We start from the raw sequence: 14,100 nt of genomic DNA on the forward strand, positions 1-14,100 counted from the left end.
TAAAAGTGTAAAAAAGATATATCCTACTGTCTCTATACCCATTACTCTTCCAATGCCATGATTTTTTTGACTCTGTTTTCGTGGCGTCCACCTTCAAACTCTGTAGTACACCACGCTTCTATAATTGATTCCACAACACCAGGACCAACAACTCGCTCTCCAAAGCATAGCACATTAGCATCATTGTGTGCTCTTGCCATTTGAGCTGTATAGTAGTCATGTACCTCTGCTGCGCGGATTCCTTTAATTTTATTTGCAGCTATACTCATGCCTATACCAGTTCCACAAATGAGTACTCCTTGGCTACCAGGATCGGCTGCTACTGCGCGTGCTACTTTTGCTGCATAGTCTGGATAATCTACACGATCGCTGCTATATGTACCAAGATCTTCAACGCTGTAACCTCTCTTTTCAAAAAGTTCTTTTACAAGCCCTTTAATAGCAAATCCTGCATGATCGCTTCCTATATAGATTTTTTTCATATTAGATCCTTTCGAGTTGGTTGATGAGATTGATAAAATCGATACCAGTAAGCATGGAAAGCAACACCAAAAGAAAATAGACAGGTAAAAAGAAGAATTGGCTAGCCGGCGTCATTAATATTAAAATAAGTATTACCATTCCATAGGGAAAGATATACTCATATACTCTCACAATAAAATCGAGACGTAACCATCTTGCAAGATACATAAGTGCATTTGCTCCATCAAGAGGTGGAATCGGCCAGAGATTGAAAACTCCAAGAACTACATTGATAAGGACACTTTGTGCTAAAAAAAGAAATACAAAAAGAGAAACAATACTTTCTGGTTTACCTATAAAACTCAACAAAAGTGCACTCAAGATTGCCAAGGTAAAATTATATGCGATACCTGCAAGGGAGACTACAATGGCTCCAAACTCTTTGCCATTGCGCAGTACTATACTCATATTGACTGGAACGGGCTTTGCCCAACCAAAAAGAAATCCAGCATTGGTAATAAAGAGAATAGCCGGAACGAGAATTGTTCCAACAGGATCAATATGTTTAAGAGGGTTGATACTGAGGCGTCCTGCTAGTTTTGCAGTGGGATCTCCATAGCGATAAGCAGCGAGTCCATGCATGATCTCATGTCCTACAACTGCTATGACAAGAGCAGATACTAAAGCAATAATATTAAGTATTTTAATTGTTTCCACTATGAGCCTTCTTCATCTCCTCTTCTATTTGACTGACGGTTTTGCCTACACGATCCCATCTTGGTACATAGTTCTTATCCCAGCTCCAGTAGATAAACCACGGTTTTCCTACTATAAGTTTGTATGGTACAGTACCCCAAAAGCGACTATCATTGCTATGATCGCGGTTATCTCCCATCATAAAATACTGTCCTTTAGGCACTTCAATAGGTGGGAAATTGAATATCTCTTGAGGATATCTTCCATCATTGACGATATGTGGGTCGTGATGGATGCCGGGATGATCTTTCATATAAGGATTTCGTACCCAAAGCAGTCCCTCTATCTCTATAATACTCTCTTTGGGATAGTGTTTTTTAATATATTCATTGCCTTCATGGGGGTGAATATAGAGATCTTTGTTATGCACAAAGAGGTAATCTCCCCCCACAGCTACGCATCGCTTGACATAGTGGATTTTGGGATTGACAGGATAGCGGAAAATAACGATATCTCCTCTTTTGGGGCCTTCTCCGCGGATGAGATGACCATCTCCGTCACTATCTGGAAGTACAGGGATTTCAAGCCATGGGATATGGGGAGTTGGGATTCCATAAGCGAACTTTTTTACAAAGAGGTGATCTCCTATAAGGAGAGTATTTTTCATACTCCCACTAGGAATTACAAAGGCTTGTGCTATGAAAAAAATTACAAGAAGTACTATGACAATAGTACCAGTCCATGTATTTGACCAGTGATAGAATTTGATGAGTCTCTCTTTCAAGATTGGATCCTTTTTTTAGCAGCCTTGAGTGTATTTTGTAAAAGCATGGCTATCGTCATAGGACCAACACCGCCTGGAACTGGCGTAATGTAGGATGCTTTTTTGCTTACTTCCTCAAAATCAACATCTCCAACGATTTTTCCATCAACCTTATTAATACCAATATCTATAACAATAGCTCCATCTTTTACCATATCAGCAGTAATGAGTCCAGCTTTTCCTACACCAACGACAACCATATCTGCTCTTTTTGTGTGAGATTGTAGATCCTTTGTGTAAATATGGCAAATGTCTACCGTTGCAAAAGCGTTGAGCAGAAGTGCAGCCATAGGTTTGCCTACAATATTACTTGCACCTACCACACAAACATCAAGCCCTTTGGGATCGATGTTATATTCATGAAGCAGTTCTATTACTCCTAATGGAGTGCAGGGGGCGAATGTATCAAGTCCTTGCATAAGGCGACCAAAATTGTACGGATGAAATCCATCTACATCTTTTGCAGGTTCAATAAGTTCAAGTATCCTCGTAGCATCGATATGGATGGGAAGGGGAAGTTGTACTAAGATACCATCAATATTGGGATTTTGGTTCATAAGCTTAATTGTCTCTTCTATCTTTTCTTGTGTGATGGACTCTGGCATCTCATGAACTATTGAATAAAATCCCACCTCTTTACATGCTTTTGCTTTCATTTTCACATAAGTATGACTAGCAGGATCGTCTCCTACAAGGATAACAGCTAGGCCTGGTGTGATTGCATACTTCTCTTTAAGCTCTGCGACTTCAGATTTTATCTGCTCTTTAATTTTTTGTGAGAGTTTCTTGCCGTCAAGTATCTGCATAGTGCCTCTTTTAGGGATTTTCTAAAAAATATTGGATATGATATCAAAAAGATTTTTTGATTTGGTTTAAGGGAGAATATGCGTCAAATTTTTTTCTTATTTCTATGTTTAACAGTGATGTTTGCAGATGATTTTATAACAAAAGAGGAGTACGCTAAAATGCTCTATCATAATCCTCGAGGAATAGGCTGTGATAGATGTCATGGTGAGGATGGAAGAGGGCTGGAGCTTGGCAGATATAAAGATGGTAATCGTACTGTTATCATAAAAGCCCCGGATATAACAAAACTTCCTTTTAAAAAGTTTCGCAAAGCTCTCATAACTAAAGATCATAGACTGATGCCTCAATATTTTCTTACAAATAAAGAGATAAAAACACTCTATTACTATCTTACAAAAAAGAAGAGAAAATGATATTTGAACCTGCATTCGTAGCTAAAATACAAACAGCAATTGAGAGCAAAGATGAGGATTTTTTCCTGCAAAGATTGCAACCGCGTAAGCAGCCTATTAAAGATATCTCTTTTGCTTCAGCGCTTATGGTATCAGCTCACAGGGTTAAACATCTCAATAAACTCGATGAGTTGCAGTGTGATGTAGCAATTCTCAATCTTGAAGATGGAGTGGCTAAAGAGTATAAAAAAATGGCTCTTTTAGCTACCGCTCTTATATTACAGCAACCAAGAAAAAATCTCCCCATGCTAGTGGTACGGGTAAATGCACTTGATGAAGGAGGCATGGAAGAGATTGCCTTTTTAAACGATTTTTATCCTGATGCAATTCGTATTCCAAAAATACGATCAAAAAAAGATGTGCAAAAAAGCTGCGAACTTGTTGCAGAGCCTATAAAACTCCATTTTTCTGTTGAAACAAAAGAAGCTTTTGCAAATTTGCAAGATCTTGCTATCTCTCCTCGTATTAAAGCTTTCTATTTGGGAATACTTGATCTTTTTGCAGATTTAAAAATTGGACAAAATTTACTAAAAATTTCCAACCCTACTGTCGATTATATACTTGCAAAATTCCTTGTAGATTGTGCAAGTGTAGGAGTGAAAGCAGTCTCTTTTGTCTATCAAGACTATCAAAATCTTGAAGAGTTTGAAGAGTGGTGCAGGTATGAAAAAGAGATGGGTTTTGAAGCAAAGGGGTGTATATCACCGCAGCAAGTAGCGATAGTTAATAGAATTTTGAAAAGTTTTGATAAGCAAAAGGCTCTTTATATTAAACAACGTTTTGAAGAGATGGCAAAGCAAGGAATTACAGGCTTTGTGGATGAAAAATATGGTTTTATAGATGAGCCTATCTACAAAGATGCACTCAATATTTTAAAAAAATAGGGTTAAGGCTTAATGTTTTATTTTTTCGAAGTAGATGATGAAAATATTATGGAGAAAATTTATCGATTTCGCTATGAAATATTATGTGAGGAGTTAGAGTTCTTTCCTAAAAATAGCAAAAGAATAGAATTTGATAAATATGATCCTTACGCAAAACATCTTGTAGCAATGAATGATAATTGCGAAATAGTAGCAACAGCAAGACTTATACACCACTCCCCCATAGGTTATCCTACACAAGAACATTTAGAAATCAATCCAGATGTGAAAAATCTACTCATGACATATAAACGTGAAAAATTGGGGGAGGTATCCCGCATACTATTGCATAAAAATTATCGCAATATGCACGATACTAAATATATACTAGAACATTTTGTAAAGGAGAAGATCTACTTTATGGCTAAAGAGATGGGAATGGAATACGCTTTTACAGCTATGGAAAAGAGCTTTATAAGGCTTATGAAAATGGTCAAAGTACATTTGCAAATTATTGGACCAAAACAGAATGGTTATGGATCTCCACGCTATCCATGCTTGATCTCTACAAGCCTCATTGAAAGGGAGAATCCTATGTTACTACAACGATATAAAAAGAGGCATAAATGAGAGTAGCTGCAATCCTCTTTATAACAATACTATCTCTTTATGCCACAAATATCAATATACTTGTCCAAGAGCTTTCACAAATAGACAAAGTTGTAGAGGTTACTAAAACCAATAGATTCTATCAACCGCATATTGTCTCAGTCTATTTGGGAAAAGAGCTGGAAAAAGCCGGAGTTTCAAATCTTGAAGAAGCGCTGAGTCTTGTACCAGGTGTAGATATTTATGGTGATAATTTAGGTATAAAGACACCAATTTTCCGCGGTTCAAATCCTCTAGCTTATGGACAAAGTAAGCTTTTTATTGATGGGGTATTGGTTAATGATGGAATGATAGATCAATATTCGCACTATTTAGCGATGCCAATAGAACTCATTAAAAGAATTGAGGTAATAAGAGGGCCTGGTAGTAAAAGCGAGGGAGTAAATATTTATGCAGGATCTATATACGTTACTACCTACGCAGAAAATTTTGGTATTAATGAATCTGCACGAATTTTTGGGAAATATGGTAGTTACAACTATAAAAGTTTTGGTTTTTATAAAAATTTCTCTTTTGATAATCTGCATATCTATACAGAATTTTATTTACAAAAAGATGACAAACAAATAAGTAGTGGGCCAGATATTTTTGCTACCGGTGCAATGGGAGAAATAAATAAAAGACTCACTACTACTGCACCAGCGCAATTATGGCTTAATAATTACTCTTTTGCCTTGCATTTTGATTATAAAGATCTCTATTTCAAATATAGGAATAACTATTACAAGAGTGGTAATGCTTTTGGTATAAGTTTTATTCATCCACATAAAAATGATTATCTCCGACTTCCTAGTACAATTTATGAAGCTGGTATGAAAAAGCAGTTATCTGATGATTTACAATTCTTTTTCAAAGCAGGAATCAAAAAAGACTCCTTTACAAGCTCATCGCATGTTGCTCCGCCGGGACTTGTCTATCCTGATCCTTTTCATCCTGGAAAATATGTTATCTATGCTGCAGGAGTAAAGGGCTATTACAAAAACAAAAATGAGAGTGATTATATAGATCTAAAAATCCACTACAAAGGATTTGAAAAACATAGCATCACTACTGGTTATCGCAATACCTTAGAAAGAACACTAGAAGTAAAGACAATTACAACAGATAGAACAGGTATGAGTGATGCGATGGTGGATTACTCGACGATCTTCCCTTTTGCGGAGCCTAATGCAAAAAGACGATCGCATATTTTCTATATAGATGATACTTTTGCTGTAAGTGATGCTCTTACTCTCTATTTTGGCATGAATTATGAAAGAATTCTTCATAAATATCATAAACTCAACCCGCGATTTAGTGCAGTGTGGGCATTGGACAATGAGGATGTTTTTAAGTTGAAATATAGCAGATCCCATCGTAATCCATCATGGCAGGAGATGTTTACTATTAATAATACTACACGTGTTGGAAATCCTGATCTTCGCCCTGAAGAGGTAAACGCATATGAAGCAAGTTATATCAAAAAATATTCATTAGATGAATATATGCAATTAACTCTCTTTTATCTCAAAAACAGTAAGGTTATTAACAATATTAATGAAGAGAGAGAGTTTCGCAATGTCTCTATGAATAGACTCTATGGTTTGGAGTTTGAGTGGAAAAAGATGTTGAGTAATACATTGAAATTTTATGGTAATTACTCCTATGTCTATGGAGAATGTGGGTGTCACAAAGAGTTACCAAATATTGCAAATCATCTTTTTAAATTCTATTTTCTCAAACAATTCACCCCAAATTTTTCTACAACAATGCTTTTTTGCTATATAGGAAAGAAAAAGCGTTTCGATTTTGATTCGAGAGATTCTTTGAAAAGTTTTTCATTTTTAGATCTCTCGTTCCAATATGAAACTGCAAAAGATACTTCAATTATGTTGGCACTGAAAAATATCTTTAATACCAAAGGGAGATATCCAGCCCCACCAAATACATATGTAGATGACTATCCTTATACGAAGGGGCGAACGATAATGTTTACAATCAAAAAGGGTTTTTGATGCGATTATTGGTGCTTATATTTATTTTTACTTCACAAATATTTGCTTATCAATACAACGCCTTGCTGCTCAAAACTCAAGTAGCTCTCTATCCAAAAATAATAGTGTTAGATAAAAATATTGAAAAAAATATACAAGATCATAAAATAGATTTTGCTGTTATCTATGAAGATGTGGATGAATTAGTAGCACAAAAGTTACAGGAGAGTATCTATAAAAAATTTTCAACAGGAATTGAAAATTTTTCATTAGAAGTGAAAACCCTCAATATATCTGATTGTCTCTCCGATAATAGTTGTGTAGAAAAAACTGATGCAATTTATGTTCTCAAAATTGCGCCACAGAGATTGAAAAGAGTTGCACAAATGATAAGAGGTAAAAACATCTACTCTTTTACGTATGATAAAAAAGATCTGGAAGAAGGTTTTTTAATAAATGTTTCCATAGAAAAAAGAGTACAAATATATATAAATAAAAAGGTACTTTTGGAAAACAGTTTCCAATTTGCAAATACATTCTATAATATAGCAAGGATTATAGAATAGATGCTGCTTAATATTAATAAATCACTCAGTCGAAGAATTCTTACATATTTTTTTATTGTATCTATTTCTTTAATACTACTCATTTTTTATACATTTGAAGCGGTAGGGAAAGAGGCGTTTAAAAGTTTGGAAAAATCAAAAGCGGAAGTGGTTATTGATACTATTATCCCTACAGTATCTATGGATCTCTATCTTGGCATGGATGATCAAGCAAAACAGCTTATAGAAAATATTCTCAAAGCAAATAAAAATATTTTAGGTATCACGTTAATACATAATAAGAAAGTAGTAGCTACATATATGAAACAAAATATTCGTAACAAAGACTATTTTGTATTTACGAAACCGATTACTAAACCAAATTCAAAAGAGAAAATTGGCAATATATATGTAGTCTATTCCTATGAGCATTATGAGGAAATCATTAATAAATACAAAAAAATTCTTCTCATGTTTTTAGGAGGGATTGCACTTTTATTGTTGCTTTTTAGTGTTTATCTTGAGCAGCTGCTCTCTCCTTTTAAGGCTATTGTTGCCGCTCTTGTAGACTATAGTCCAAAAAAAGATCTTCATTTTCCGGATTTCATCCATAGAGAAGACGAAATAGGTTCAATTGCAAGAGTATTAGAGTCGATGCAAAATCGCATCAAGAAGTATGCCCTCAAACAGGAAAATATGAATAAAATTCTTGAAGAGAAGGTGCAAGAAAAGACAAAGGAACTCAGGAATCGACTCTATATCGACTCATTAACTGGTCTTGCAAATAGATTAAAACTCCAAGAGGATTTGAGCCAACTTCCTCATGCAAGTATAGTGATTATTAATATCGATAGTTTCAAAGAGATTAACGATCTCTTTGGACATAAAATCGGTGATAAGATACTCAAAGATTTTGCGGTAAAGTTAAAAAATCTTATTAATACAAATAATCCAAAGCTCTACCGGCTGGGAGGTGATGAGTTTGCACTTCTCTTTCATAGTAAAATGAGTAGAGATGATATTAAACTCTTCCTTGATAATCTTACTAAGAATATAGAGAAAATGGTTTTTGTTCATGGAGATAAGGAACTCTCTTTGCATGTAAGTATGGGTGCAGCAGCAGGAGAAAAGGGAATATTAGAAAAAGCTGATATAGCTTTGAAAAAAGCAAAAAAAGCGCGAAGAGTTTATGCAATTTATGAGTATGATGATGCAAAAGTTGAAAAAGAGTATGAGAAAAATATTGAGTGGATTAAAAAACTCAAACGATCCATTGAACTTGATAGAGTAGTACCCTTTTTTCAACCTATAGTCAATACACAAACACGTAAACCAAAGGGATACGAGTGTCTCATACGTATCATTGATGATGATGGAAGCGTTGTCTCTCCTGGTGTTTTTTTAGAGATTGCCAAAAAGAGTAGATATTACAACAGATTAACAGGTATTATGATAGAGAAGAGTTGTCAATATTTTAGTCAAAGCACCTGTAGTTTTTCAATCAATCTCTCTATTCTTGATATTTTAGATCCAAATATCGTAGCTCATCTCAAAGAGAGTATTCAAAAATATGAGGTAGAGAACAAAATTATACTAGAGATTGTAGAATCTGAGGGAATTGAAAACTATGAACTTGTCTATAATTTTTTTACCGAAATGAAAGAGATAGGATGTCAAATAGCAATTGATGATTTTGGTACAGGCTATTCAAATTTTGAACATATACTTAAGCTTCCTATAGATTACATTAAAATTGATGGTTCACTCATAGAAAATATTTGTGAAAATGAAGATTCTGAACTTATTGTTTCAACTATAGTAGATTTTGCTCATAAAAAGGGTATAAAGACTGTATCTGAATATGTAAGTAGTAAAGAGATATTTGAAAAAATCCGATCTTTAGGTGTAGATTATGCTCAAGGTTTCTATTTTGATAAGCCAAAGCGGTATGTAGGAAAGGATTGTGATATTTAGTAGATTATACTATAACGTACATAGATTTTTATCTTTGTTGTTTGGGTTGGGAGAGGATAGTCTTTGTAAGCTGTTTTGATTGTTTCAAGAGAGTTTTTATCCAGTGCTTCGTAACCACTCGATTTTATGATATGTAAATTGGTAATGTCTCCATTGGGATGGAGATAAAACTCTACAATATTGACCCCTTCTTGCTTCGTTTTTACTGCTATATAGGGATAGCCCCTGAGATAGAGGTACTTTTGCGTGATAGAACCAATTTTTGTTAGGTTGTTTTGAATAAACTTTTTTTGCTCTTTCGTAAAACTCTCAAACTCATCTTTATAGAGCTTTCGTAGCTTGGGAGGAAGATTATTTGAGCTTTTTTTGGGGATCCTTTTTTTTGCAAATAGCTGTGTGAGAGAGGGTGTGGCTTGTGTTGTTTGATTGTGATCTTTTGTTTTTTTATGAGCAGAAGAGGTTTTAACAATTTTTTTTACCGCTTGTCTCTTTTTTAAAAGTTTCATACTTTTATCTTTCTTTTTACTCCTATGTAGCTTTTTTTTCTGTTTTTGTTGCTCTTTTTTTGCTCTCTTTTTTTCTACTTTTGGACTTTTGGGTTTTGGTCGTATGTGCGATTTTTGTAAAGGTTTTTGTTTGATAAGACGCAAGTCACTTATATTAAATCGATGTTTTGACTCTGTCGTTATCGGTGGTTTTTGCAGATCAATGCGCACTATCAAAAAGAGCAGTACATAGAGAAATAGTGTGATGAAAAACGAAAGAACAAGCCGATTCATAAAGGGATTATAATCAAATTTGCGATAAAATCAAAACAAAAAAAGGATGAAAATGCTCGAAAAGAGTATGCAAGCTTACAAAGAGGCGCTACAGGTGATTCCTGGTGGAGTGGATTCGCCAGTGAGAGCATTTAAGAGTGTTGGTGGAGTGCCTCCCTTTATAGACAGAGGCGAGGGGGCTTTTATCTACGATATCGATGGTAATAGCTATATCGATTATGTTCAAAGCTGGGGACCTCTTATTTTTGGTCATGCTGACAAAGAGACACTTGATGCAGTCTGTAATCAAGCACAAAAGGGGCTGAGCTTTGGTGCCCCAACATTACTTGAGACTGCTTTAGCAAAAGAGATCGTAGAACTCTTTGATAACATTGATAAAATCCGCTTTGTGAGCAGTGGTACTGAAGCTGTAATGAGTGCTATTCGCTTGGCAAGAGGTTTTACAGGGCGTGATGATATAGTTAAATTTGAAGGTTGCTACCATGGCCATAGCGATAGTTTGCTTGTTAGTGCTGGAAGTGGTGCAGCAACTTTTGGTAATCCTAGTAGTCCTGGCGTTCCTGCTGACTTTACAAAGCACACATTGCTTGCTCGCTATAACGATTTAGAGAGTGTAGAAAAATGTTTTAAAGCCAGCGACAACATTGCATGCGTCATTATTGAGCCAATAGCAGGCAATATGGGATTGGTACCAGCTGAAGAGGAATTTTTAGTGGGATTGCGTCAGCTATGTGATGAGCATGGAGCGCTTCTTATTTTTGATGAGGTAATGAGTGGTTTTAGAGCGCATCTCAAAGGTGCTCAAGGATATACTTCAGTGGTGCCAGACATGGTAACTTTTGGTAAAGTCATTGGTGGTGGAATGCCAGTAGGAGCTTTTGGTGCGAGAGCTGAGATTATGGCGCATCTTAGCCCAGAAGGCCCGGTCTATCAAGCAGGAACACTTAGCGGCAATCCAGTTGCTATGGCTGCTGGTCTCTCTGTGATACGTCGCCTCAAAGCAAATCCAGAGCTTTATAATGTATTAGAAGCAAGAGCAAAAGGGCTTGTAGGAGGTTTTCAAAAGCTTGCACAAGCTCATGGTGTGCCACTGCAAGTAGATGTGCGTGGAAGTATGTTTGGATTTTTCTTCAATGAAAATCCTGTTAAAAACTTTGATGATGCGAAAAAAAGTGATTTAGAGCTCTTTGCAAAATTTCATCAAGAGATGATTAAACGTGGAGTCTATTTTGCGTGCAGCCAGTTTGAAGCTGGTTTTATTTGTGAGCCTCTTGATGAAAAACTCATAGATATGACACTAGAAAAAATTGAAGAAGCTTTGAAGAAGATAGTATGAAGCAGCCAAAATATCGTAAGATAATTGAAGGAGCTGAGGCTCTCTCTTTAGGTATTAGTATCGTGGTAGCGATACTCATAGGTGTGGGACTTGGGCTTTGGATGCAGTCACTCTTTCATCAAAGATGGCTGCTGTGGCTGGGAGTTTTTTGGGGAGTGGCAGCAGCCATTCTCAATATCTATAAAGCCTATAAAAAACAAAAAAGTGAGCTTGATGAGCTTGCAAAAGATCCCCGCTATAAAAACTACTACGATAAAGATGAAGATGAAGATCTCCAAGAGTTTGAGAAATGAATAACTTTTTCATCATCGCATTTTTCCTTGATACTCTTGTAATAATTTTTTCTTTTTTCTCTTCAAAATATTTTTTGCTCAACTCTCAACTAGCTTTCATTGCTTCACTCCTCATCGTTCTTGGATCCTATGAGGGATATAAAAATGTAGTGCAAAAAAAATCATCACTGCATAATAGGGATATTATCGATGATATTGAAGATAGATTCGATCTCTACAGCGAAGATGAGGAAGGAGGTGAAAAAAGTGCTAAAGAGATCTTTGAAGAAGAAAAAGCCAAATTAAAAAGCAAGCGAGCAGCACTCAGCAATTTTTTTAAAACATCAGGTGCATTTTTTTCACCGCTGCGTTTAGCTGGATATGCTTTTTTGACTATTGTGATATTGGTATTAATACGAAAAGATCTTTTTGATATAGCAGGATTTTTAATAGGACTTGCAGTGGTGCCGCTCAGTGCGGCACTCTTTACATTGTTGCAAGGGTTAAAACGTTAATCTTCAATGTAGTTTTTGATTTTTCGACCAACTTTTGGATGTTTGAGTTTTTTAATAGCACTTGATTCGATTTGGCGTACTCTCTCTCGTGTAACGTTGAGCTCTCTTCCAATCTCTTCAAGAGTCCTGTCACTCTCATCAGGCATAAGACCAAAGCGCATGCGCACTACCGCTTTTTCGCGCTCATTGAGATGCTCTAAAATCTCATCGATTTTACTCTTCATATCCTCACGCATAATAACTTCTAAAGGATTTGGAGCACTTTTATCTTCGATAAAATCTCCAAATTTACCATCCTCTTCATTACCTATCGGTGCTTCAAGGCTCACTGGCTCTTTTGTGATTTTAATAACATTTTTTACTTTATCGACTGGCAGTCCTACCTCTTTTGCAATAGTCTCTACATCAGGCTCTTTTCCAGTCTCTTGCAGATGCTTACGAACGATTTTATTGATACGGTTTATTGTCTCAATCATATGGATTGGGATCCTAATAGTACGTGCTTGATCTGCAATTGCACGACTAATTGCTTGGCGTATCCACCATGTAGCGTATGTAGAAAATTTGTATCCTTTTTTGTATTCAAACTTATCTACTGCTTTCATGAGACCGATATTGCCCTCTTGAATGAGATCCAAAAATGGCAAGCCCCTATTGGTATAGCGTTTCGCAATAGACACAACAAGGCGGAGGTTGCTCTTTGCCATACGCGTTTTTGCCTCTTCGCTTATCTTTTTCCCGCGTTTAATCTGCTCTAAAATCTCTGCTAACTTTTCTGGTTCAAGATTGAACCCTTTTTTACTTGCCTCTTTTGCCAAAAAGAGCTTTTTAATATCCATATAGGTACTTACCATTGTAGCTTCGGGAACGCGTGCAGCAATCTCCTCTTTGCTCAGATGTGTAATATCTTCAAGGAGTTTTCTATGATTTTCTCGTAGCTGCTCGTTAAAAAGTGGCAAGCGATATTCAAGTTTTTTGAGCTCTTTTTCAAATCCCTCATCACTCTTTAAAGCTGTCTCCATCGATTTAACAAGCTCATTGATAAGTTTACTTGTAGGTCCAAGATCTAGTAAACGCTCTTTGAGCTGCTTTTTCTTAAAAGCTACTACAAGTTCATGATGAAATTTCTCTTCTGGTGTTGCATCTTCTGGAAGCTCTTTATCACGTACTTTGAGCCACTCTTTTTTTGCTTTTTCTAAAGCTTTGAAAAGCTCGATAATCTTTTTTTCACGTTTAGAGTATTTAGCTTTCTTTTTAGCCTCTTTATCAAGATTCTCTTCTTCTTCCTCGTCAGCTTCATCTTCGAAACTTTTAAAAAGCTCTTTTACTCTTCTCTCACGATTAATAAGAGGCTCTTTGTAATCAAGAATAAAGTCGATGAGGTAAGGAACAGAGCAGATAGCATCAAGAATGATATTTTCTCCAAGCTCTATCTTTTTCGAAAGCTCTATCTCTTCTTCTTTTGTTAGAAGTGGAATCTGCCCCATCTCACGCAGGTACATCCTCACTGGGCTATCACTTCTACTCCACTCTAAGAGTTCTTTGTCTTTTGTGAGGTCAAACTCCTCAGCAAGCTCCTCTTCAGTGAGCTTTTTTCTCTCTTCCTCTTTTTTCGCTTTCTCTTCGATATTGAGTTTTTTTGCAGCTTCACCGCTGGTTATTATTTCAACATTATATTTTTTTTGTAGTGCCAAGATCTTTTTTGCTTGTGCAAGTGTGGGTTGTCTGTCAAAAAGTTCTACAAGTTGCTCATATGTAACATATTTATCTTTGTGTTCAGCGAAAAACTCTTCTAATTTTTTATTGAGATCTTTTGCAGCCATTAAAGTAGCTCCTTATGAAGATAAAGGTAGGTTAAAATGCGCCCAATTATACCATAAGTTTTGTAAATGTCAAATCATCCGAAATAGCGGAACTTTTTAGCAGTTTTTATG

The 14,100-nt window shown here is 35.9% G+C and carries 15 protein-coding genes; 9 read left to right on the top strand and 6 right to left on the bottom strand.

The genetic code is table 11. The features are described 5' to 3' along the window. Positions 1-41: 41 nt before the first annotated feature. Genes rpiB through folD form a run of 4 tightly spaced genes read right to left on the bottom strand, consistent with a single transcriptional unit; the run spans position 42 to position 2,787 of the window. Positions 42-482: a ribose 5-phosphate isomerase B gene (gene rpiB / locus JG738_RS04440; protein WP_084275676.1), complete on the bottom strand. Its 441-nt coding sequence runs from the start codon at positions 480-482 to the stop codon at positions 42-44. A gap of 1 nt (position 483) precedes the next feature. Next, positions 484-1,179, bottom strand: a complete 696-nt coding sequence (locus JG738_RS04445) for a site-2 protease family protein (protein WP_201338551.1) — start codon at positions 1,177-1,179, stop codon at positions 484-486. Beyond that, positions 1,166-1,942: a signal peptidase I gene (gene lepB, locus JG738_RS04450; protein WP_201338552.1), complete on the bottom strand. Its 777-nt coding sequence runs from the start codon at positions 1,940-1,942 to the stop codon at positions 1,166-1,168. The genes JG738_RS04445 and lepB overlap by 14 nt, the downstream gene beginning before the upstream one ends. Continuing rightward, entirely contained in the window at positions 1,939-2,787 is an 849-nt protein-coding gene (folD, locus tag JG738_RS04455; protein WP_201338553.1) for a bifunctional methylenetetrahydrofolate dehydrogenase/methenyltetrahydrofolate cyclohydrolase FolD, read from the bottom strand. The genes lepB and folD overlap by 4 nt, the downstream gene beginning before the upstream one ends. Positions 2,788-2,865: 78 nt before the next feature. Here folD and JG738_RS04460 point away from each other — a divergent pair, with 78 nt between their 5' ends. The 6 genes from JG738_RS04460 to JG738_RS04485 are packed head-to-tail and all read left to right on the top strand — an operon-like array spanning position 2,866 to position 9,264. After that, on the top strand, positions 2,866-3,201 hold the full coding sequence (locus tag JG738_RS04460) for a cytochrome c (RefSeq protein WP_201338554.1): 336 nt from the start codon (positions 2,866-2,868) through the stop codon (positions 3,199-3,201). Continuing rightward, positions 3,198-4,124 carry a CoA ester lyase gene (locus JG738_RS04465; protein ID WP_201338555.1) on the top strand — a complete coding sequence of 309 codons (927 nt, stop codon included), beginning with the start codon at positions 3,198-3,200 and terminating at the stop codon, positions 4,122-4,124. Before JG738_RS04460 ends, JG738_RS04465 begins: the two co-directional genes overlap by 4 nt. A 12-nt stretch (positions 4,125-4,136) precedes the next feature. Further along, the gene (locus JG738_RS04470; protein WP_201338556.1) at positions 4,137-4,733 is read left to right on the top strand and encodes a GNAT family N-acyltransferase; all 597 of its coding nucleotides are present in this window, start codon (positions 4,137-4,139) and stop codon (positions 4,731-4,733) included. Beyond that, positions 4,730-6,766, top strand: coding sequence for a TonB-dependent siderophore receptor (locus JG738_RS04475; protein ID WP_201338557.1), 2,037 nt, complete (start codon positions 4,730-4,732; stop codon positions 6,764-6,766). The genes JG738_RS04470 and JG738_RS04475 overlap by 4 nt, the downstream gene beginning before the upstream one ends. Continuing rightward, positions 6,766-7,311: a hypothetical protein gene (locus JG738_RS04480; protein ID WP_201338558.1), complete on the top strand. Its 546-nt coding sequence runs from the start codon at positions 6,766-6,768 to the stop codon at positions 7,309-7,311. The genes JG738_RS04475 and JG738_RS04480 overlap by 1 nt, the downstream gene beginning before the upstream one ends. Next, positions 7,312-9,264 (top strand): EAL domain-containing protein, encoded by a 1,953-nt coding sequence (locus JG738_RS04485; protein WP_201338559.1) that lies wholly within the window; start codon positions 7,312-7,314, stop codon positions 9,262-9,264. It begins immediately after the preceding gene. Here JG738_RS04485 and JG738_RS04490 read toward each other — a convergent pair. Beyond that, positions 9,261-10,043: an energy transducer TonB gene (locus JG738_RS04490; protein ID WP_201338560.1), complete on the bottom strand. Its 783-nt coding sequence runs from the start codon at positions 10,041-10,043 to the stop codon at positions 9,261-9,263. The genes JG738_RS04485 and JG738_RS04490 overlap by 4 nt on opposite strands. A gap of 52 nt (positions 10,044-10,095) precedes the next feature. Between JG738_RS04490 and hemL the strand changes: the two genes are divergently transcribed. From hemL to JG738_RS04505, 3 genes are read left to right on the top strand one after another with little or no spacing between them, the layout of a single operon-like run. Continuing rightward, on the top strand, positions 10,096-11,379 hold the full coding sequence (hemL, locus tag JG738_RS04495) for a glutamate-1-semialdehyde 2,1-aminomutase (RefSeq protein ID WP_201338561.1): 1,284 nt from the start codon (positions 10,096-10,098) through the stop codon (positions 11,377-11,379). Beyond that, positions 11,376-11,672: an AtpZ/AtpI family protein gene (locus JG738_RS04500; protein ID WP_201338562.1), complete on the top strand. Its 297-nt coding sequence runs from the start codon at positions 11,376-11,378 to the stop codon at positions 11,670-11,672. Before hemL ends, JG738_RS04500 begins: the two co-directional genes overlap by 4 nt. Further along, a complete protein-coding gene (locus JG738_RS04505; protein WP_201338563.1) occupies positions 11,669-12,166 on the top strand; it encodes a hypothetical protein in 498 nt (165 codons plus the stop codon). The genes JG738_RS04500 and JG738_RS04505 overlap by 4 nt, the downstream gene beginning before the upstream one ends. On the opposite strand, the gene rpoD is transcribed toward JG738_RS04505, so the two are convergent. Next, positions 12,163-13,989, bottom strand: coding sequence for an RNA polymerase sigma factor RpoD (gene rpoD, locus JG738_RS04510; protein ID WP_201338564.1), 1,827 nt, complete (start codon positions 13,987-13,989; stop codon positions 12,163-12,165). The two genes, JG738_RS04505 and rpoD, sit on opposite strands and share 4 nt — an antisense overlap. Positions 13,990-14,100 lie beyond the last annotated feature (111 nt).

The organism is Nitratiruptor sp. YY08-26 (genome assembly GCF_016593215.1).
GTDB classification, from domain to species: Bacteria; Campylobacterota; Campylobacteria; order Campylobacterales; family Nitratiruptoraceae; genus Nitratiruptor; species Nitratiruptor tergarcus.

Coding starts and splice junctions, on each gene's coding strand:
- rpiB (WP_084275676.1), bottom strand. CDS start 482: ATGAAAAAAATCTATATAGGAAGCGATCATGCAGGATTTGCTATTAAA.
- folD (WP_201338553.1), bottom strand. CDS start 2,787: ATGCAGATACTTGACGGCAAGAAACTCTCACAAAAAATTAAAGAGCAG.
- JG738_RS04460 (WP_201338554.1), top strand. CDS start 2,866: ATGCGTCAAATTTTTTTCTTATTTCTATGTTTAACAGTGATGTTTGCA.
- JG738_RS04465 (WP_201338555.1), top strand. CDS start 3,198: ATGATATTTGAACCTGCATTCGTAGCTAAAATACAAACAGCAATTGAG.
- JG738_RS04470 (WP_201338556.1), top strand. CDS start 4,137: ATGTTTTATTTTTTCGAAGTAGATGATGAAAATATTATGGAGAAAATT.
- JG738_RS04475 (WP_201338557.1), top strand. CDS start 4,730: ATGAGAGTAGCTGCAATCCTCTTTATAACAATACTATCTCTTTATGCC.
- JG738_RS04480 (WP_201338558.1), top strand. CDS start 6,766: ATGCGATTATTGGTGCTTATATTTATTTTTACTTCACAAATATTTGCT.
- JG738_RS04485 (WP_201338559.1), top strand. CDS start 7,312: ATGCTGCTTAATATTAATAAATCACTCAGTCGAAGAATTCTTACATAT.
- JG738_RS04490 (WP_201338560.1), bottom strand. CDS start 10,043: ATGAATCGGCTTGTTCTTTCGTTTTTCATCACACTATTTCTCTATGTA.
- hemL (WP_201338561.1), top strand. CDS start 10,096: ATGCTCGAAAAGAGTATGCAAGCTTACAAAGAGGCGCTACAGGTGATT.
- JG738_RS04500 (WP_201338562.1), top strand. CDS start 11,376: ATGAAGCAGCCAAAATATCGTAAGATAATTGAAGGAGCTGAGGCTCTC.
- JG738_RS04505 (WP_201338563.1), top strand. CDS start 11,669: ATGAATAACTTTTTCATCATCGCATTTTTCCTTGATACTCTTGTAATA.
- rpoD (WP_201338564.1), bottom strand. CDS start 13,989: ATGGCTGCAAAAGATCTCAATAAAAAATTAGAAGAGTTTTTCGCTGAA.